The following is a 22,900-nucleotide window of genomic DNA, read 5'->3' as shown; positions in this document are numbered from 1 at the left end:
ATGTCACAAATTAAAAAACAAACTACTCAAAAGCGATCATATTTATATTCTAGATTTCAATCGCAAGAAATAATGGAAGATGATAAATTGTTAGAAGTAAGAAATTTACATGTAAGTTTTCCAGCAGGCAGAAAAAAAACTATTCATATTGTTCGTGGTGTTGACTTGGATGTTAAGCGTGGGCAAATTGTAGGATTAGTTGGTGAATCAGGCTCTGGCAAATCAGTAACATCAAAAACGTTAATTAATGTTAATGAGAATGGAATTATAAGCGCTGATAAAATTCAAATTGGTGATTTGGAACTAAGCAACATTTTTAAAAAAGAAAAATATTGGCAAATTGTTCGAGGTCAAAAAATTGGATATATCCCTCAAGACCCCTTAACATCGCTAAACCCAACTCGCACCATTGGAAAACAATTATTAGATGCACTTAATAATAATACTGAGTGAAGTGCTAAAACATATACTGAAAAAAAATCCTATTTATTAGGTTTACTAAAAACATTTGGTTTAAGGGATGTAGAAAAGATTTTTAGTGCTTATCCTCATACACTGTCAGGTGGTATGAAACAAAGAATTGTTATTACTATGGTAGTTGCTCTTAAACCAGATTTAATTATTGCTGATGAGCCAACTACTGCTCTTGATCCTACTGTTCAGGCTAGTGTTCTCGCTTTATTTGAAGAAATTAGACAAAAAATGGGGATTTCCATTATCTTAATTAGCCATAACATTTCCGTCATTGCGAAATTCTGCGATTATATTTATGTTATGTATGCCGGAAGAATCGTTGAAAAAGGTTCGAAAGAAGAAATTTTTACACAACCCGCGCACCCATACACATGAGCTTTAATATCTGCTATTCCTGAATCAAAAGAGGAAAAATTGTATAACATTAAAGGAACGCCACCAGATATGGCTAACCTTCCTGTTGGTGACCCTTTTGCTCCTCGTAATGATTATGCTCTTGAAATTGATTTTATCAAAGAACCTCCTTTAATCCCAATAACTGAAACACACTCAGCCGCTACTTGATTATTAAGTCCTGAAGCACCAAAGGTTGAACTCACAAAAGATCTACAAAATCGTTTAGAATTATTTAAAAAGGCATTTCAAAATGAAAAATAAAGAAGAAAGAAAAGTTATATTATCAATTGATAATCTTAAAAAATATTTTGTTAGTCAAGGTATCATTAATAAAGCTGTTGATGGTGTATCTTTTGATCTTCATGAAGGAGAAATTGTTGGTCTTATTGGTGAGTCTGGTTCAGGGAAGACAACTGTTGGTAGAACAATATTGAGACTTTATGATGATTATAATGGATTTGTGCGACTAGAAGATAAAATAATTTCAGGTAAGCACATTAGCCTATCGCTTAAAAAATATCTACGTAAAAACGTTCAAATGATTTTTCAAGATCCTCATGCTTCTTTAAATAGTCAACAAAATATTTATACAATCCTAAGAGAACCGTTATTAGTCAACGGTATAATGAAAACTAAAATAAATGATATTTTCAAAGATTGGTTAGAAGTCAAAAAAACATTTAAATATACATTTCAAATTCAAGCCATGAAGCTAGAACTTCAAAATTATCAAGAAATTAATCGCCTTGCTAATCCTTTCTTTTCAAAATGAAAAAAGGCATTTGCTGATTTTAAGTTAGATGAGGAATTGAGCCGTGAAGATAACTTTTCGTTGTTTTATGCTTACCTAGAAGAAAAACAAAGAATGGAAAGTTTGATTATTAATAATATGTATTCAAACGCTTCGTCGTTGATAAATTTCTATTATGAAATGCAATCTAAATACCGTCGCGAAGAATTATCTAAGGAAGAATTAGCATATCGAAAAGCACAAGAAGAATTTAAGAAAATTAGTAAATTAAGTTGTTTATCTTGTGAACAATATGATGATGTGAAGGAATTGGAATATCTTCTTACTAAGAAAAAACAACTAATAAAAGAGCATAAACATCAAATTTATATTTCTAAAAATACGTTTAGTAACTTCCGTGTAGAAAATAAAAATGAAAGAGGCTTAGTGAATATTGCACGACTAATGTCTACTGATTTAGATTTCTATTTGTATAATTTAAAAAATGAATATCTATTCAAAGCAAGAGTGATGACCTTGAATTCATTAAAAAAATGTCTAACATTTTTACATTATGAAGATATAAAACAATTGGTTAAAGAGCTTGAAAGTTATGTTTTGAACTTTTATAATACACATCTAGAAAAAATTGAGTATTCAAAGATAATGTTAGCGCAAATTAAGCAAACATTAAAAGAAAATTTTAAGTTTGATTTTTCTAAATATACCGAAATTTCCAATAGAAATGAGCAAAACTTTCGCGATGAATTAGAACAATTAAATTCACAAATATCTACTTTAAAGCAAAGAATAGCGCTAAAACAAGTTCCGCAATATTCACATCAAGAATTGTCACAAGCGCATAAAAAACTTAAAGAGGCCAAAGAACTGTATTTGCAAGGTCGCTCTAACTTCTTAGTAAGTTATAAGAAAATTATTGATGACTTGTATCAACAAATCCAAATTGAAAAGGCAGAGTATCAACGCTTAGTGGCTGATCAAACTATTTGCAATGATTTATACAAAAAACATAAATTTGAATTCATAAAATATGTTAAAAATCTTTATGATACTAAAATTAATTCTCTAACCGAGAAATATAACGTATTAAAAGAATCACTAAAAGCAAAACCTAATGACCTAAATATTTTTAAAACAAATAAAGATATCAAAAGGATTCTTGAAAAAATTCAGGCTATCAAAAAAGATAAAGATACTGTTGTTAAAATGTATAACTCTGATATTGCCTTGAAAGAGGATACATTAAAATCATTTAATATCGAAAGAGATTATTTAAGAAAAGACATTAAGCGTATTTATCTATTACTTGGTATTGACTATAAATGAGTTGAATTAAATCTTAATAAGAAAAATAGCGAAAATGTTGACGTTCATCATACGAAATGGTCTAAAAGATTTAATCTTTATGATTATAAGTTTTCATTTCCATTTGCTAAATATTTAATTTCAGAATTATTGTATAAAATGATTATTTATCGTTCTCTTGAAGATGTTGGTTTATTAAAACAATTTGCATATCGCTATCCACATGAATTTAGTGGCGGACAATTACAACGTATTGTTATTGCTCGTGCATTGATTACTGAACCAAAAGTTATTGTTGCCGATGAACCAATTGCTTCTCTTGACATTTCTATTCAGGCGCAAGTTGTTAATTTGTTAAAAGATTTATGTATTAGAAAAAATATTGGTTTAATATTTATTGCCCATGATTTGAGTATGATTGAATATGTTGCAGATAATGTGCAAATTATGCATTTAGGCAAGATTGTAGAAAGCGGTAAAACGGAAACTATTTATAATAATCCTTTACACCCATATACAATTAATTTATTTAAGGCAATTCCCAAAATATCAAATGCTAATGAAAAGTTTCAAAATGTTTCATTTAATATTGATTATATTTATGAGCAACAGTTTCCAAATATGCCAATTAATTATCAAGTTGATAAAGAACATTGAATATACGGAACAAAAGAGCAAATTGCAAAATGAGTTAAAAAATAGTTTAACTAAACATTAGACGAATAATATTGTCTAATGTTTTTTTATCTGTTTTAATTATAATTAATTAAGTATAATTAGTAATTAAAGAGAACAGATATGAAGAAAAAAAATTATAGAAAAAGTCAATATAGAAAATCTGGAAGTTATTGATCACGAAGCTGAACACTAGGTAATATTATTTATTTTTTTATTTCAATTTTTTTAATGATTTTAATGATATTATTAACAGGTTTTTTAAAAAAGCAGAGTTCTGTAAAAATAACATGGTCTAATGCAATTAGCGTTGGTTGTGTAACTGTTATGGGTATTGGCTTATTGGTCTTAATTTCTCGTAGCGGATTTGGTAAAGGATTGGCCTCGCCGATATTAAGCTTTTATCATAATTATCGCATTAACATGCGTGCCAAGGCTAAATATTATTCTGGTATGAATCAATTTGAAAAAGATAAGATTTTAAATAGTGAAAGAAATGCTTATAATATCGAACAAGCAAAAAAAAGCAAGAACAAAAATATTTTAGGGTCAACTAACTTGGCTTCATATCTCATTATCGGCATTTCCTCCCTTACACTAGTTATTGGTATGCTAGCAATACATTTATAAGAATTTTAATTAATAATAAATTAAAAAAACAAAAGAAGGAATTTTTATGAAATATTTAATCGGAAATTTTAAGATGAATAAAACTTTTTTAGATGTCGAATCTTATATCGATGCTCTTGATTATCTCATAGATGAAAATAAAGCCCAATTAAATAACATTAAGATTGGCATTGCCCCTTCATTTGATAGCACATATATAGCTTATAATAATCCTCAGCGTAGTTATTTATTTGGATTGCAAAATATATTCCATGAATTAAATGGTGCTTATACTGGTGAAGTATCGCTTAATGTGGCAATTGAAGCAAATGTTGATTTTGTAATTATCGGACATAGTGAAAGAAGATTATTATTTAGCGAAACTGATGAATTAATCAACCAAAAAATATTGCATCTTAAAAAAACTAATATTAAAACTATATTATGTATCGGGGAATCGATAAACGAATTCGAAACTGGCCGTACGTTTGATGTTTTACAAAAGCAAATCCAAAGCGCCCTAAAAGGCATTAGTGATTATAATAATTTAATTATTTCATATGAGCCTGTTTATTGTATTGGCAATGGAATTATTCCAAAGGTCGAACATATCCAAAATGTTGTAAATTTTATTCACAATGAATTGGATAAAAATGTTCCTGTTTTATATGGTGGCTCTGTTTGCTTTAATAGTATAGAAAGATTGGAACAAGTAAAGAATTTGAGCGGATATCTTGTTGGAAAGGGTTCGCTAAATGCAAATGACTTTGTATCGCTAGCATTAAAAATTAAATAAAATAACGACTTTTAGCATATAAATTTTATTTTCTTTTACTTAGAAGCCATAAATTATGAAGCAAGACAATTTTAAGAAGCGCAACTATTTATAAAATCAAAAAATGAAATTTAAAAAAATAAAATTCAACTTATTTTAAGTTGTTTTTTAATTTTAATGATGTATGAATCTCTTATAATATAAAGACATAAACTTATAAAAAATATGTTATTAAAATTGATTACTATTTAAAAATATTTAGGAAATATTATAATTTTTTTCTCGTGCTCTATACAATATAAGTGCATATATAAATTATTGTATTAATATAAAAAACATTGATTTTAGTCATAAAAAGCATAATGTTATATATGTCTTGATGAAATATTTTATAAAGGAATAATTATGATGAAAAGAAAAAAACTAGTGTTGGCATTGTGTTTAACATTGTCAGCTAGCTTAGTTATTGCTGGAGCAACAGCAATAACTTATACGTCGATTAAAAAAAGCAATCAAATAAGGCTTCAAAGAGATTTATTGATTGCCGAAAAAACAAAACTTGTTAATCAAAAGCAAGCGCAATTAGAATCTGCAAAAGATAAGTTAACAAAAGCGCAAGATAAACAAAAAGAATTGAGTAAGAAAATTAGCGATATTGAAAGAAATATTAAAAATATTCAATCTTCAAATCAAGATATCCAAGATAAGATAGACCAAGCTAGTTTAAATTTAGTTAGCAAGGAAGCAGAACTTAGCACTTCTAATAGTGCTTTAGAGATGGCGAGGACTAAGTTAGAAGATGCTAAACAAGAGCAGAAAAAAATTCAATCTGATTTTAATAGCGCAAAAAAACTTTTTGATGAAAAATTAGAAAATTTTAATTTAAAAACAGCGCAATTAGAAGAAGCTAATAAGTTATTAAAAGAAGCAAAAACAAAGAAAGAATTAGCACAGAAGCAATTGGAAGATGCCAAAATTTTAAGTCAACAAAAATCAGGGGAATTAATTCAAAAGGAACAATCCTTACCACAATTAATGCAAGCTATTAAAGATGCTACTGATGAGAAGAAAAATGCTTCGGATAAGGCAAGTAAGGTTTCTACTGAGTATGAATCAAAAAAGAAAGATCTAGATAGCATAACAAGCGAATTAGAACAATTAAAAACGCAGCAAAATCAACTTTCTAATGAATATATGTTGGCTAAGCAAAAATTAGATGGATTATCAGAAGCAGTTACAAATAATGAAAAACGCATTGAAGAAGCTGTTAAAAAAATCAAAGAAACTGACAATACGATTACTTTAAAAACAGAAGAAGTAAATAATTTATCTAATGATATAGAAAAAATTAGAGAACCTCACAACATTGTTTTAATGCAACTAGATGAAGCAAAAAAACACTTGTCGATAAGCGATGAAGATTTAAAACAAAAGACTGAATCATTTAACAATGCTAATCAAGCCTTGATAGAAGCACAACAAGAATTGCAAAATGCTAAACAAGAGATAGTTGATGCAAAACAAAATCTAGATCAAAAAACAATAGAATTAGCCCAAAACGAAGAAGAAAAAAATAGACTTGAAAAAGAAAAAGAAGTTCTTGAAAATAATCAAAGAGATTTACGCCAAAAATTTGATGATCTCCAAATGCAAGAGCGAGAGTCGCAAGTTGAATTTGAAGAAAAGAAAGATGAGTTAGAACAAGTTTTAAAAGAATATGCACAAGTGGCTCAACAATTTGAACAAGCACAACAAAAAGTTGCCGAAATAGAGCAACAAAGATTAGAAGCCTTGAAGAAAATAGAAGATGCTACAAATGCACCGCAAACTAAACCAGTTGAAATTCAAGAATTGAAAAATAAAATAACCGAAATACAGCGTTCATTAGAAGAAATTAAGAATAAACAAAAACAAGACCAAAAAATATCGGATGATGCAAAGCAAAAATTTCCACAATTAGATGCTAAATACCAGTCTAAACTGCAAGAAAAAACCGTGATTGAAGAACAATTGGCAGAAAAAAGAAAAAATGAGAACGAAGCTAAAAGCGAACTAGATCAAAGAATTTTAGAATTAAGCCAAAAAGAAGCTGATAAGAGTGAAGCAATGCAAGCAAAGCAGGAAGCTGAGCAAAACAAAGATACATTAGCTCAGGAAATTCTAGTTTTAGAAGATGAATTAGTTAAATTAGAAGCTAAAATTACTAGTGCAAATGCTGAATATGAAAAAGCCGAAAAAGAAGCCCAAGAGGCTAAAGCGGAATTTAATAAGATACAAAAAGAGAAAAATAGACTTTTTGAAAAAGTTATAGATTTAACAAAAAAATTAAATGCAAAAAAAATTGATTTTGCTGAATTTTCAAAAGCTGATAAAGAAGCTTTTAATTATCTTAAAAATACCTTTAATCCCGCAATGACTAAATTAAGCAACAAAGAGCGAGAAAGAAATAATAAAAAGACTAGTAAGGATAATTTAGAAAAACAAAAAGTCAAAACACAGGAATCTGTTAACACTAAAAAACAAGAACTAGAAAATGCTAAAGCACAAATAGCAGAGAAGGACGAATTATTAAGACGTCTAGAAGCTGAATTAGAAAGCTATAATAACGCCAAAAGTGAGGCAAGTGCCAAGTATAATTCTGCTTTAAATACTTTGAAAGCTACGGAAGAGAAAGCTAGAGTTACTCTTGCTGAAACAAATACACTTCAAGCGGAAGTTGAGGCTCTATTAAAGTCTCAAAATGATGCTGATACAGCTATTGAACAAGCCAAAAATGAAATTGCTGCTAAAAATGAAGAAATAGAGCAAACTAATAAACTAATCAAGCAAGCTGAAAAAGATTTAGCTGACGCAAATGAAAATAAAGCAAAAGCGCAACAAACCTTGGATGAAGCTAATGTTAAGAAAACAGAAGCCGAAGCTGAAAAAGCCAAAATTGAACCAGAATTTAAATCAAAATCAGAAGAAAAGGCTCAAAAAGAGGAAGCATCTAGTGTAGCTGAAGACGCTTACCAACAAATTAAGCAACAAAAGGATAGCTATTTCGAAAGATTAGAAGAATTAACAACCGAGATTGCTCAAACAAAAAGTAATATAAACCTACAAAAAAATATTATTTCCAAAGCTAAAGAAGCGCTTGAAGCAGCAAAAACTAGAAATGAAGAATCCACAAAAAGAGAAACTAGTGCATTAACTGATTTAGCTCAAAAAACAAAGGAATTTGAGGAAAAACAACTAGCTAAAAATAAATCTGAAAAAAATAATCAAGACTTAGTTCAAAAGAAAAATGAAGCCCAGAAAACCTTTGATGAATCTGATCATAATTTCCAACAAAAAACAAGAAACTTGGAGCAAGCAACAACTGATTTAAAAACTGCGCAACAAGAAAATAAGGAAGCTAAAAAAGAAAAACAAGCTGCGGAGGCTGATTTAGAAATTGCTAAAACTGATCTTTCTAACAAAAGAATGCAAGCACAAGAAAATGCAAGTAGAGCCAAAATGAAATTAGATGAAAAGACTAAGGAAGTTGATTCAAAAATCGAGGCAGTAAATCAAGTTAAAAGCATTGAATCTAAGGCAAAGGAAGCTAAAGATATTGCTGATCAAAAACATAATGAAGCAATTCAAAAATTTAATGATGCTAATAGTAATTTAAGTAATACAAATAAACAAATAAAAGAAATAAAAGAGGCTATAGCAAAAGCTAGCGAAACAATTGCCAACGCACCCCAAGAAATTGAAAATATAAGTAAAAACATTTCCCAACAAGAAAAAAATATTCAAGAAAAGCAAAATGCTGTAAATGTTGCATTGCAAGAAAAACAAGCCGTTCAATTTCCTAAGGAAATGAAGGAAAAACTGCTAGATGATGCAAATAAAAAAATAGAGAAACAACAAAATGATGTTGAATCTAAAACAAATTTAATAACTGAAATAAATAAAGAATTAGAAGATATTAAAAATCAAAAAGCAGAAGCCGAATCAAAAATCAATAATTTTGGTACTAAAATTCAGCAAGAACTAAAAAATAAAGAATTAGCACAAAAAGAATTAGATAAACTTACTAGTGAAGTTAGTCAAAAAATTCAGGATGTCGCAGAAAAAACCGAGAGTCTAGAAGCTGCTAAACAAGATTTACTAAAAGCCACCCAAACAAGATAAAAAATATTTTTAAGTAAAACAACCAATTTCATTTAGAAGTTTCTTGTTTTACTTTTTTATTTATCTCAATATATGGCATGTTAAAACATGCAAAATAAGAAAAAATACAAAATAAAACAAAAAATAGATAGGGCGATAATTAAATAATTTATTAGCACTAATCCTAAAAAAAGCGCAAGAAAAGCATAAAAAATGAGTATAAAGTATCATTTATTATCTGTTTTTTAGTATATGTCTTACTATATATATATATATATTGTTTTGATTAAAAACCGATATTAGGCTAGTTTATTTTATATTAAATAATTTATATATATACATTAAAATAAAGCATTTTTTATAGGTGGTATTGTAATGAGAAAAAAGAAAATTACCTTAGCATTGTGTTTATCATTATCGTCTGCTTTAGTTGTGGCAGCTGGTTCTGTTTTTGTTTATAGTATAAGCAAAAAACAAGATAGCTCTAATTTGCAATCTTTAAATAAAAAGGTTATTGAGCAGAAGGAAAGAGAATTATCTCTTGCTAAAAACATGCTGTTAAAGCTAAAAAATAAGAAAAAAATATTAAACAAAAAAATTAATGAAATAAATAAAAATATCGAAAATTTTGAGGCTTTAAATGCGGAATCTCAGGATAAATTAAAGCAAATAGAAAATGAGACTATAAAAAAAGAAAAAGAAGTTTTAGAACATAGTCGAATTTTAGAAGAAATAAAAAAACAACTAGATAATCTAAAATCACAGCACGAAAAAACCATATCGGATTTTAAAAAAGCAGAACAAGTTTTTGAAGAAAAAGCTAAGAAATTAGCATTAAAAACTAAGGAATTAGAGGAAGCTAAAAAGGACTTAGAGCAAACTAAGAATCAAAACAAGTTACTTCAAGAAGAGTTAAACAGATTACAAGCTGATGTCCAAACAAAAATGAATGATTTAGAGTCACAAAAGCGTATAAAAGATAGCGCCAATCAAGTTATACAAACAGTAAAGGAAAATATAAAACAAGTTACTGAAGAACAAGAAAAGGCCAACAAAAATCTTTCAGGAAAACAGCAAGAACTAGCAGCTTTAAAAGATGAGCTTGAAAAATTAAAGCAAAAACAAAAAGAAGCTCAATTAAATTATCAAGAAGTAGAAAATAAAATAGATTCTCTAAGCAAACAAATAAGCGATGCTGAAGCACTTATAGAGCAATTAACAAAAGAACTAGAAAAAAAGTCTAGTGAGGCAAGCATTAAACAAGAAGCAGTCGATGTTGCAACAAATGAATTGCAAGCTGCATTAGAAAAACAAAAAGAAGCTATACAAAAATTAGAAGAAGCAAAGAAAAATTCACAACAAAGTGTAAATGAATTAGAACAAAAAACTAAGAATTTAGATATGGCTAAGGAATCATTAGCTAGTGCATTAGAAAATCAACAAAAAGCCAAAGATGAATTTGAAAGTGCAAAAGCAAATGCCAAGTTAAAAGAATCTGATTTGATCCAAAAAAACAAAGAAAAACAAACAATTCAAGAAGAAATACAAGAAGCTAACCAAGAAAAAGATAGGCTGCAAAAGGAGGTTGATAGGCTAGCTGAAGAAGAAAATAAAGCAAGTAATGAATTTGAAAATAAAAAAGATTTCTTAGAAAAAATCAATAAACAACATGCACAATTAAACGAAAAAATACAGCAAGAAGAATTAAAAAATCAGCAAATTAAGCAACAAGAAGAACAAAAGCAGCAACAATTAACTAACGCCATTAAAAATATACAAAACAAAGAAGCAGAAAGAAATACAAACAATTCTGAATTAGCACAAGCTCAAGCGGAACTAGAAAAAGAAAAGCAAAACTTAATGGAAGTTGAAAATTCAAAGCGCAAAATTGAATCAGAATTAGAGCAGGCTTCAAAAAATGTTGATACTATAACACAGCAAAAATCAAAGCTTGAGGCCGAATTACAAAGTGCAAAAGAAAAAGCCAAAACCGCAAAAGATGATTTAGATAAGAAAACTGAAGAATTAAAATCGAAACAAAGCGCAAAAGAAGAGGCCAATAAAGTTAAGAAAGAAGCCGAATCTAAAAAATCCAATATTGATAAAAAATATCGTGAATCGCTCGATGAACATCAAAGATTACATTCTGAGATAAACCGTAAAACACATGAACTAAATGAAATAGAAGTTGAAATAAAAGAATTAGAACTAGATATTCAAGATGCTGATGATGAAAATGAAAGAGATGATTTGGAGAGCCAACTAGCACAAAGAAAACAAGAAGCAGTTTACCTTGAAAATAAATTGGAAGAACTCAAAAAGCAAGAAGAAGGCGCTAAAAAGGCCTTAGATGATAATGAAAAAGCCAAAGAACAAGCAGCCCAAGAATTAGTCCAAAAAAAAGAATTATTAAAAAAAGCAGAAGAAGAGTGGAAGCAAGCTGAATCATCAAAAGAGCAGGCAGATAAAGCTTATAAACAAGCCAATGAAGAAAAAACAACTAAAGAAACACAACTTTCGCAAAAAGAATCGCAATTAAGTGAGCTTCAAAAAACTAAAGAAGAATTAACAAATAAAAACAATGAAGTTAATGCTTCATTTAAAAGTGCTACAAGTAAGGTTCAAGATGTCGAATCTAAAATACAAGAATTAAAAACGAATGATCAAAAAATACAGCAAAATATTGAACAAGAAACACAAAAGAAACAAAAAATTTAAGAAGAAATAGAAAGTCTCAATCAGCAAAAAACTGATTTGCAACAAGAACTAAAAAAACTAAAAGAATCACTTGCACAAAAAACAAAGGAAATGGCTGAGGCAGACCGTGCTAAAAATGATGCTCAAACAATATTTGATGCTGTAAAAAACAAAAAGCAAAATGTTGATGGTCAATTATCTTCCATTTCAGCAACAATTGCACAAAAAACTAGTGATTTAAATCAAAAATCAAATGAAATTTCTGAAGCAATGCAAGCATTAGAAGAGGCAAAAACTAAAAGTGAACAAGCTAAGAAAAAACATGATGATGCAAATGCAAAAGTGGAACAAAATAAAAGCAATGTGCAAACCAATCAGCAAGAAGTAGATGCAGCAAAGCAAAAAAATCAACAAAGCCTTACAACTGAAAGCAATATTCAAAATAATCTAAGTAATTTAGAAGAAGAAATTAAGCAAAAAAGAGAATCATTAGAACAAAAAACCAATGAATTAGATGATGTTAAACAAAAAATGGCAGCTGTAGCACAAAAGAAAAAAGATGCAGAAATGCTAATGCAAAAATTACTAGAAGATAAAAAACAAGCTGAAGAACTAAGAAAAGAAAAAAGAGAAAAATTAACTCAAGAAAATGATAAAGTTACCCAAAAAATAAAAGATGTTAAACAAAAAGATGATGAATTTAAGGAAGCTAAAGAAGCAAAGGATGCTATTGATAATAAATTGCTCGAACTAGAAAATGAACTAATGAATAGAATGAAAGAATTAAAAAAAGCTAATGATGAAATTCCTCTCTTAAATGAGTTAATCAAAAAAGCTAAGGAAGATATTTCAAAAGTTCAACATCAAATTGAAGAGCAAAATAAGAACATTAGTTTACAAAAAAAGAACGTTGAAGCTAAAACAAATGATAAAAATCTTCTTTTGCAAGAAACACAAGCATCTCAGTTTTCAAAAGAAATTATTAAAAAGCAATTAGATGAGGAGTCTAAAAATATTGCTAACTATGAAAAACAACAAAAGGAAAAAGAAAATTCCTTATCGATATTAGCACAGAAATTAAAAGACCTTAATAATCAAAAAACAAAGAATAAAAAAAACATAGATCAAATGGTTAATTCGATTAAGCAATTATCAAAAATCAAGGATGAGACACACCAAGAGTTAAATAAAATTAATAAGGAAGTTAATAAGAAGAATCAAGAAGTTTTGCAAATAACAAATAAGCTGGATGAATTAAAAAAAGATTTGAATAAATTAAAAAGATAGCAATTTTTTTAAAACACGATAAAAAGAGGCGGCATATAGCCTCTTTTTATCATTATTTCATAATGATACATAAACACTGGTAGCAAGTTTGCAAAAAAAAAAAAAAAATGTTAATATTTTCTTGAAAAATCTTGGGTATTTTACAAAAGTTAATTTTATCAAAAAGAGGTATAAGAAATTATGAATAAAAATGTAGAAAAAAACAAAGTAAAAAGAAAAAAACGTAATGTTATTTTATTAACATCAGCTTTATTGGCAGCATCAATTACAACCGGAGCTATTGCGGCCTTTTATCTTACAAACAAAAATAAGCATGATAAAAAAAGCCTTTTGGCTTTGGAAATAAAAGACCAGAAAATTACTGCAAACTCAGCGATCTTTCATTTAAAAAATATTGATAAAAATGATGACACTAATCGTTCTTTTTCAGTTTTATTTTATGCTAAAAAAACTCCTTATAATGTGCAAAGAAAGACTCATGTTATTAATAAAGAAGAAAAATCTATGTCATTTGGGATTAATAATGAAAAACCTTTATATCCAGATACTGATTATGAGTTTCAGATGATTTATAATGGTGAAACAGTTTTAATTCATCACTTTAAAACTTTGAAGCTAGAGGAAAAAGACAAGCAAGCAGAACTTGATAAAGCAAATAAAGATCTAGAAGAAGCTAAAAAAGCTAGAGAAAAGGCATTACAAGATCTAGAGCAAGCTAAGAAAAATGCTTTATTAAAAAATGATGATGTTATTTCCAAAACCAACGAGCTAAGTGAAGCGAATAAGAAACTAGAAGAAGCCAAAAAATCTAAAGATGAATTGGAAAAACAATTACAAAGTATTAAGGAAAAAATTAAGGAATTTGAAAAACAAAAAAAAGCAGCCGAACAAAATAAACTACTAACAAATAATAATGTAATTTCCACCACTAAAGAAGTTGAGCGTTTAACCAAAGAACTTGAAGAAGCAAAAAAAGCCCTAGAAGAGGCAAAAAATAAAAAAGATAAGGCTAATTCAGATCATGATAGCGTTAATAAAGATGCTATTCTAAAATCTGATGATTTAACTAAAAAAGCCAAAGAGTTAGATGAAGCAAAAAAAGCATTGCAAGATGCAATAAATGCCCAAAACAGTGCTAATTCTGAATTTGAACAACAAGAGGAAAATATCAATAAAAAAATTAAGGATCTTAATTCAAAAACAGATGAATATAATAGTGCATTAAGGGCTAAAAATGAATCTGAAAAAGAAATAAATCGTATGCAAAATGAAGTTGCAGAGATAAATAGAATTCTTAATACTCTTGATACTGACAAAACCCGAATCAATAATGAGTTAAACAACGCTAAGCAACAATTAGCTTTAGCAAATCAAAAACTTGCAGATATACAAAAAGAAGCAAATGATGCTAGACAAAAAGCCGAAGACCTTACCAACGAAAACATAAGACTAAATAATGAAGTACAACAAGCTAATGAATTAGAAAAAGAGAATATTAATGATATAGCTCGTATTTCTAAAGATTTGCAAGATGCAAATTCTGAATTGTCAAAGGTAAAAGAAACTCAAAGCAATATTGCTGAACAAATAAAAAAATCCAATTTTGATTATGAGCAAAAACAACAAAATTTAAATCAAAAAACCAAGGAATTAGAAGAAGCTAAAAAAACGTTAGCACAAGCCACATCTGAAAACAGAGAAATTGAGTCTCAACTAGAAGAAGCAATAAAAAACACTAAGCAAAAAAATAATGATTTAGTGCAGAAAAACAAAGCAAAAACCGACGCAGAAAATGATAGAAATAAATTTCAAAAAGAGCTAGATAGCGCATCAAAAAATGAGACTGATAAAGACCAATATGCTAATCAATTGAATAATGAATATGAAATATTAAAGCAAGATCTAAAAAGGCTTCAAGGTCTAAAGGATAGTGCAGAAAGCGAAGTCGATAGAAGGAATAAAGATCTTGAAAAAACAATTATAGATTTAGCACAAAAGCAAAAAGATATTGACCAAGCCAATAAGATGAAAGTAGAGCAAGAGGGCATTAAAGAAAATCATAATAAAAAACTTAATGAATTGAATCATGATTATGAAGATTTAAAAACAAAAAATGGTTTGGAAGTTGATGAGCGTAACAAAGAAGAAAAGGAACTGGAAAAGATATTAAGAAGCAAGAATTCATTGGAAGATGAAAAGCAAAAGGCATATCAAGCTTATTTACAAAAAAAAGCTAACAAAGAGCAAAAGCAAAAAGATTGAATTAATTCAAAAAGAGGTAGAGATGAATATTTTATTAGGCAACATAAAGAATCTCTATATAAGGAAGCTTCAAGAGAAGAACAAGAAGCTGAAAGAAAATGGTCGGATGCTGTTAAAAAATATTATGAGCAAGAGAATAATGAAAATGCTATTTATAATAAAATTGCTGAAATTAATAAAAATATTAGTATTTCGACTAGTTCTCTCAAGAAATATGAAGACCAGATAAATCAGCAACAACATCTAATTGGGGAAGCTTCGCGAAAAATTTCAGAAATTGAAGCTGATATTACCAAGAAAACAAATGATAAAAGGATGCTAGAAGAATCTAAATCTAACAATGAGCAGCTAAAATCTCAATCTGTACAGAAACAAAATACAGCAATAAAGACCGTAAAGGATAAGGAAGAAAAAATTAAACAAAAACTTAGTCGATTAGAAGTTGCGCGTGTTGAGGCAGAACAAGCGCGCCAGGCTAAAAAAGATGCAGAGCATCGATTGCAATCAGCTAAACAAGAACATGATGATAAAGATAAGCAACTTCAGAGCGCTCAAAAATTATTGCAAGAAGCTAAAAACAAAGAGTCTTTCTTACAAGAAAAATTAAATGAATTAAAACAAAAGGTTAATAATGAGACAACTTTAGTATCTCAAAAGCAAGGTGCTGTTGATGACGCTAATAAGCAAGTCCAAAAAACGCTAAAAAGCAAGACGGATTTGGAAAAGAAATTGCAAAGTGTGAATGAAGAAGCTAGCATGAAACAAGAAGATGTCAATAAAAAAACAAAGGCTTTAGAAGGTGCAAATGCTAAGCATCAAGAGTCGCAAAAAAATCATCAAGCGTTAATTCAAAAACAAACCGATATTTATAATAAATTGCAAGAGGCACTTAATAATATAACTCTGGCTAATCAAAAGTACCAACAAGAACTTGAAAACACAAATAATAAAAGTAAAGAAGTTGCTGATAAAAATAATGAATTAAAAAATAATGCTAAATTGATTGAACAAGCATCGCAAAATAAGGCGAAAACAGAGCAAGATCTTATAAATTTAAATACTAATTTAGAAGAAAAAAAGAAGGAATTGGAAGATAAAAATAATAGTTTAAGTGAATTAAATCAGGCAATACTTCATGCTAATAGCCTTAAGGACAATGCTAAAAATAAGGTTAATTTAGCTAATCAAGATGTAAAAAATAAAACTGATTTATTAGCTCAGAAGCAATTAGATTATGAAAATGCTAAGAAATCAAATAATGATTCTTTATTTGAAAAGAACAATATTCAAGGCCAAATAAAAGATATTGATAAAGAATTTGAAAATAAAACTCATGATTTGCATCAAAAGCAAAAACAACTTGAAAAAGCGATTTTAGATAATGAAGAAGCAATCCAAAAAAATAAGGAAGCAGATTCTATGATTAACACAACGAATAATAATCTTCAGAATGCTTTATTAGAGGATTTAAAATTAAATAAGAAGATTTCTCAATCAAATAAGGAAATTAAACAAAAAGAATCTATTTCAAATAGTAAAATCGAAGAACTTGATAGGGCTAAAAAAGAGGCTTCAAAAGCTAATGGATTGCTAGAATCTCTTAATATGAAACATTAATAATCATATATTTTTAGGTAGTATAGGAAATTTTGTGTAAATTTATCTCCTGCTTACTTTTTGAGTAAGAGATTTGAGAATAGCAATCACACAAATCTAAATTTATTAGGCAAAAAAACAACCAAACAACATGACAAAATTGGATAAATTTTCTTCCAAATATGTTGTTTGGTTGTTTTAATTATTTAATCTTCTTTTTTAGCAATAATTTGTAATTGATTAAAAGCAGGTCCTCAATTAGGAATAACTGATGTTGTATTTATGAATAGTAATAAAATACTTGCTAATGTCTATAAAATTTTGTTGTATTTCTTAACAATATCACCTTAACTTAGATAAAATTTTTATATAATTCAAACAAAATTATAGTTTTTTACTTCCCACAACATAAGTGAACAAGATAAGAAATTTAATTATAGTTTTTGCAACAAAAAACCGCAAAGAAAGGACTAATATGGAACCAAAAATCACGTCATTAACTCAATGTTTATTAGATATACTTAAAGATAATAATAAGTATTATTCTTCTGAACAAAATAAGCTTTTATTAGGTAATATTTTTGCTGCAGTTAATAATCATGATAGCGATCTTTTGGAAATTCTTTATTCTAATGAATTAATATGCAAGAATTTCTTTGTTAAGGTTAAAGACATATGAATTTTTAATGACAAAAAATTCATAGATTTTATCAACCTAAAAGACTTTATGCCTGATAGTTTTACTTCTTTTAAAAATCGCATTGGCCTAGTTGATAACAATGGACACTTTCTTAACGAAAGCAACGATGTTGTACTTTCATTTCCCTTCAAAGATTGTGTTTTAGTTGGCAATCAAGACAAAGACGACCAGAAATGTAGTGAAGTTATGCTCAATGAAACTCTTGGGCTTGATGATATTAACAGACTTCTTGATCCTAAAGCCCTAGTTAATGCAAAACGTTATAGCTCACAAGGAGTTGAACAAAAAATATTATTTAATAAAAAAGATAATCTTATCATTAAAGGGAATAATCTTATAGCATTAAGCTCTATATTAAAGAGATATGAAGGAAAAGTTAAATGTATCTATATCGATCCACCTTACAACACTGGCAATGATTCATTTAATTACAATGATAAATTCAACAATTCAACATGACTTGTATTTATGAAGAACAGATTAGAGCTAGCCAAAAAATTATTAAGGGATGATGGAAGTATTTTTATAAGTATAGACGAAAATATGAAGTCATATTTAGATATTTTGATTAGAAGTTTGGGATTTGATTATTTTAAAGAGTTAATATGAGAAAGCGGAAAACCTTTTGGGTATAAAGCAACTAGCACTATATGGCCTCGTGTTCATGAAACAATCTATCATTTTTGTAAGTTGCGTAGTAAAATTTTTTATAAACCCACCTATACATTTGAATTATCAAGTTCAGGTTCTAAAATAATGACTTCAAGCATTATAAAAGCAAAGGAAAACGGGATTTATTCAATGGATTGGATCGTAGGAGCAAAACAAAGTGTAGATTTTGGTGCAGGTCAAAAACCAGAAGAATTGATAAAAAAACTCCTTGATGCTACTACAAATGAGGGTGATATTATTCTAGATTTCTTTCTTGGTTCAGGAACAACCGCTGCTGTAGCACACAAAATGAATCGGCAATATATTGGTATTGAGCAAATGGACTATATCGAAGACATCACGCTAGCAAGGCTTAAAAAAGTTATTGATGGTGAACAAGGCGGAATATCTCAGTTAGCAGGCTGAAAAGGAGGCGGTTCATTTGTGTACTTCGAATTAGCCCAAAATACACAAAAATGAGTGGATTTGGTAAAAAAAGCAACTGAATACAACATTGTTGATGTTAAAAACCAAATACTAAATTCCAATGACATAATTCCTTATTTAAGTAAAGCAGAAATTGAATCTAGCTTAAGTACTTTTGATTCACTTAGTCTTGATGAGAAAAAAGCTCGTCTTATTTCAATAATTAACAAAAACAAATTGTATGTAAATTATTCTCAAATAGATGATGAGTCATATGGAATTAGTGAAGCTGACAAGCAATTTAGCAAATCGTTTTATGAGGTAGAGAATGAATAATAATTTAGCTGATAAATTAAAAAATATATTAGATTATTTTCCACCTAAAGACCTTGATACATTTATTGTAAATGGACTAAATCCTAAAATTAAATTGAGAGATTACCAAACTAGAGCAATTCAGTCATTTATTTTGTATTATCTTGATGAAGGTAATACAAAATTACGTACTCAAGATAAAATACACAACCTATTTCAAATGGCAACAGGGAGTGGAAAGACAGTAATAATGGCTGCTTTAATTTTGTTTTTATATCAACAAGGTTATAGAAACTTTATTTTCTTTGTATCACAAACCAATATTCTTGAAAAAACTAAAGAAAACTTTGCAAATCCAGCCAGTTCAAAATATTTATTTGCTTCGCCTTTAAAACACTTCAATAAAACAATAAAAATCAATGTTGTTGATAATTTTCAAGCTTCAAACATTGATAAAGACTCAATTAATATATGTTTTACAACCATTCAAAAATTACATAATGACATTATTAGTCCGCGCGAAAATGCTATGAGTGAATATGATTTTAGCAATCATAAAGTAGTATTTATTAGCGATGAATCTCATCATCTAAATGCAAGCACAAAAGCCAAAAGTAAAGTACAAAAACCCGAGATATTTGAAGAACCTTCTTGGGAAAACACTGTAATTAGTTTATATAATAAACATCCTGAATCGCTTCTACTTGAATTTAGCGCAACTGCAGGTCTTAATGATGAAGATATTAATAAAAAATACATTGATAAGCTAGTTTTTGACTATCCTCTCAAAACTTTTAGAGACGAAAAATGAACCAAAAACTTTCAAAACATAAGTTCTGAGACAACATATTGACAAAGATCGCTTATAGCATTAATTATTAGTGAATATCGTCATATGCTTTTTAATGATTTGGGCTTAGAAATAAAACCTGTGGTTTTATTTAAGTCAAAAAGCATTGTAGAAAGTAAGAAGTTTTTTGAAGAGTTCAAGCAAAAAATTCAAAAACTAAGCATTGAAGACATGTTGGCTCTTGAAACTATTGATATTCCGATTATGAAGCAAAGTCTTAGTTACTTTAAAAATTTAGGACATCAAGACTATCAATTATTAGTTAATCTACTCAAAGAAAGTTTTCGTGAGCAAACACTAGTCATTATTAACTCATCCACTGAAAGTGCAATTGATGCACAAACGCAAGTGTTGCTCAATACGTTGGAAGATAAAGAAAATGTCTTGCGAGGTATTTTTGTAGTTGATCAACTAAACGAGGGTTGAGATGTGCTTAACCTTTTTGACATTGTTAGACTGCATGATGAACGTCAAGAAAATACACGCGTAAAAACCAACAAGTATACAATCAAAGAAGCTCAATTAATTGGACGTGGAGCCCGTTATTGTCCTTTTGTGTATAACAATGATGAACAAAATCGAAACAAACGAAAATTCGATGCAGACTTAGGCAATAAATACCGTGTTCTCGAAACTCTTTATTACCACTGTAAAAATGATTCACGCTATATTAATGACCTTCAAAACACACTTAAACAAACTGGTCTTATTGATGATGATAATGGTAAAGTAGTTGAAATTAAACTCAAAGAAGAATTTAAAAATTCAGAATTTTTTCAAAATGCTTTAGTTTGAACTAACAAAAGAGTTCCAAAACAAAATAGTATGCCAAGCGAGCAAGATAAAGTTAATTTTACTAAAACCATTGATTTTAAAGTTAAACAAATTAAGGCTAATGAGGAAAAACTTTTTGATTTAGACACACAATCAGATAATGAAATAGAAGAACTTAAAATTGTTCAACAACTTAATCTTCAAGATGTTGAATATCACATTCTTGAGGGCTGTGCGCTTTATTTTGAAACACTGAAGTTTGATTTTCTAAAATCTAAGTTTTCTAATCTTAAATCACTTCAAGAATTTTTAACTTCATCTGATTATCTAGGTTCAAATGTTAAAATTATCTTTAAGTCTAATGACTCGAAAGCAAAAATAAGTGGAAGAGATATTTTTAGTGCTGTTATGGATGCATTTAAACAAATTGAAAATTATCTTTATTCACTCAAAGATGCAAGTGTAGGTGAAAAAGTTCTACGTCCTAAATATCTTAAAGATGTTATTGAAGATAAATTAATATATGTTGCTAATGTTGAGGATGAAGACGGAAATGGTAACCCTCAAAGTAAAGCAAGCGAAAAACTTAGAATGGATCTTGGTTCTAAAAAATGATATGTTTTTAATGAAAATTATGGAACAAGTGAAGAAAAAGAATTTGTCAAATGATTTAGTGATAACTATGCAAAGCGACTCGAAAACAAAAATATTGAATTCTATTTAGTTAGAAATGAACGTTTTAGTGATCTTGCACTTTATGATTTTGATAGTGGTGATCGTTTTGAACCTGATTTTCTTCTTTATTTCAAAACCAATAAAATAAGTTCGCAAGTATTTGTTGAACCTAAAGGTACACATCTAATCGAACATGATAATTGGAAAGCGAATTTATTGAGCTTGATAAACAGTGACATCAATCTTATGCCAAATAATGGTAATTGAAGAGTTATTGGTATGCCTTTTTTCAATAAATTAAAAACCACCGAATTTAGTCAAAAATTTGATGATTTTATTGAAAGTCTATAGCACTCGTGCTTTTAAATGCTATCGTAGATAATTTTGTGTAGAGATCACTAAATAGCAAATATTTAACAGAAGATTTTTACACCAAATTATCTACAGTACCACCAAACAACATATTTGGAAGAAAAATTCTCCAATTTTGTCATGTTGTTTGGTTGTTTTTTGCATAATAAATTTAGATTTGTGTAATTGCTATTTTTAAATCATTTACTAAAAAAAGTAATCCAGAGATAAAATTACACAAAATTTTTTATACTACCTTCAAAAATAAGTTTGAGACTGATTTATACAAAATTATCCACAGTATCCAAATTTAATTTATTTAGCAAATCATTTTTTGGCAATTTGTATATCGCTGTCTTGAATTTTATTTTCGTGATTAAGACTGATATATCTTATTAATGCTTCAAACTCGACAAATATTTCTTGATACTTGCTTGGAATTATATCAAGATCTAAAAGATAGGCAACATTATCAAAACCTTCATCATTTTTTATACCAATTTTAACTAAACCGTGATATTCTATATCATTAATTACAACGTTTGTAATATAAATTCCTGATTTAATTTTTTTGATATTTTCAGGATATTTAAAATGAAATTTATCAAAATTGGTAATAAAAGCATATTTTTCAATAAGCAGATTATTTATTGCCGAAATGTTGCCTTCATCAATTAATTCATTTATTAATGTTGAGGAAATTTTTCTTTTATTAATCTTTCGTTCGTTTGCTGTATAGACTTCAAAATTTTTTTTAAGGTAATTAACATCGCCACTTTTACGAAAGCCAAAATAAAAATCATTACCGCATACAACATATTTAACGTTATTATTTTTTAAATTATTGCAAAAGTCATAATGTGAAACATTCATTGTATCTTCATTAACATCAACTAAAAATACGAAATCGAATCCTAAATTAAATAATGTATATAGTCTTGTTTGGACTTGAAAGGCCTTGTTTTCATGTATTTTCGACTTTTTATATGGTTGGTTAAATAGCATAATTGCTAATTTGTAATTTGCCCCTGAATTTTTTAGGTCCTTTGCAATTTTGATTAATTCATAGTGTCCTAGATGAAGAGTTTCAAAACTGCCTAAAACCATAATTAAGTCATTATTTATTTCAAAAATTTGTTTAAAATTTCATTCAAAAATTTTCATATTAATAATTTTACTTTAATTAATAAT

11 protein-coding genes are annotated in these 22,900 nt (G+C 28.3%); 10 read left to right on the top strand and 1 reads right to left on the bottom strand.

Annotated elements, in window-relative coordinates:
- The 10 genes from ACWXVJ_RS01470 (at position 1) to ACWXVJ_RS01425 (ending at position 21,709) form a co-directional block, all read left to right on the top strand.
- Positions 1-1,131 carry an oligopeptide/dipeptide ABC transporter ATP-binding protein gene (locus ACWXVJ_RS01470; RefSeq protein ID WP_438340873.1) on the top strand — a complete coding sequence of 377 codons (1,131 nt, stop codon included), beginning with the start codon at positions 1-3 and terminating at the stop codon, positions 1,129-1,131.
- Positions 1,121-3,628 (top strand): ATP-binding cassette domain-containing protein, encoded by a 2,508-nt coding sequence (locus ACWXVJ_RS01465; RefSeq protein ID WP_455966255.1) that lies wholly within the window; start codon positions 1,121-1,123, stop codon positions 3,626-3,628. The genes ACWXVJ_RS01470 and ACWXVJ_RS01465 overlap by 11 nt, the downstream gene beginning before the upstream one ends.
- 96 nt (positions 3,629-3,724) lie before the next feature.
- On the top strand, positions 3,725-4,231 hold the full coding sequence (locus ACWXVJ_RS01460) for a hypothetical protein (RefSeq protein ID WP_438340871.1): 507 nt from the start codon (positions 3,725-3,727) through the stop codon (positions 4,229-4,231).
- 46 nt (positions 4,232-4,277) lie between these two features.
- Positions 4,278-5,006: a triose-phosphate isomerase gene (tpiA, locus tag ACWXVJ_RS01455; protein WP_455966253.1), complete on the top strand. Its 729-nt coding sequence runs from the start codon at positions 4,278-4,280 to the stop codon at positions 5,004-5,006.
- Between the two features lie 384 nt (positions 5,007-5,390).
- The gene (locus tag ACWXVJ_RS01450) at positions 5,391-9,146 is read left to right on the top strand and encodes a hypothetical protein (protein WP_455966251.1); all 3,756 of its coding nucleotides are present in this window, start codon (positions 5,391-5,393) and stop codon (positions 9,144-9,146) included.
- Positions 9,147-9,500: 354 nt separating this feature from the next.
- Positions 9,501-11,843 (top strand): hypothetical protein, encoded by a 2,343-nt coding sequence (locus ACWXVJ_RS01445; protein ID WP_455966249.1) that lies wholly within the window; start codon positions 9,501-9,503, stop codon positions 11,841-11,843.
- A gap of 36 nt (positions 11,844-11,879) precedes the next feature.
- Positions 11,880-13,109: a hypothetical protein gene (locus ACWXVJ_RS01440; protein WP_455966247.1), complete on the top strand. Its 1,230-nt coding sequence runs from the start codon at positions 11,880-11,882 to the stop codon at positions 13,107-13,109.
- Between the two features lie 180 nt (positions 13,110-13,289).
- The gene (locus tag ACWXVJ_RS01435) at positions 13,290-16,988 is read left to right on the top strand and encodes a hypothetical protein (protein ID WP_455966245.1); all 3,699 of its coding nucleotides are present in this window, start codon (positions 13,290-13,292) and stop codon (positions 16,986-16,988) included.
- Positions 16,989-17,442: 454 nt separating this feature from the next.
- Positions 17,443-19,080 (top strand): DNA methyltransferase, encoded by a 1,638-nt coding sequence (locus ACWXVJ_RS01430; protein ID WP_455966243.1) that lies wholly within the window; start codon positions 17,443-17,445, stop codon positions 19,078-19,080.
- Positions 19,073-21,709: a DEAD/DEAH box helicase family protein gene (locus ACWXVJ_RS01425; RefSeq protein ID WP_455966241.1), complete on the top strand. Its 2,637-nt coding sequence runs from the start codon at positions 19,073-19,075 to the stop codon at positions 21,707-21,709. Before ACWXVJ_RS01430 ends, ACWXVJ_RS01425 begins: the two co-directional genes overlap by 8 nt.
- A 315-nt stretch (positions 21,710-22,024) precedes the next feature.
- Here ACWXVJ_RS01425 and ACWXVJ_RS01420 read toward each other — a convergent pair whose 3' ends face one another.
- Positions 22,025-22,873 carry an FAD synthase gene (locus ACWXVJ_RS01420; protein ID WP_455966239.1) on the bottom strand — a complete coding sequence of 283 codons (849 nt, stop codon included), beginning with the start codon at positions 22,871-22,873 and terminating at the stop codon, positions 22,025-22,027.
- Between the last annotated feature and the right edge of the window lie 27 nt (positions 22,874-22,900).

The organism is Mycoplasma sp. 773, assembly GCF_053851515.1.
The sequence above is the reverse complement of the archived record's forward strand: the minus strand, read 5'-3'. Positions and strand labels throughout refer to the sequence as shown.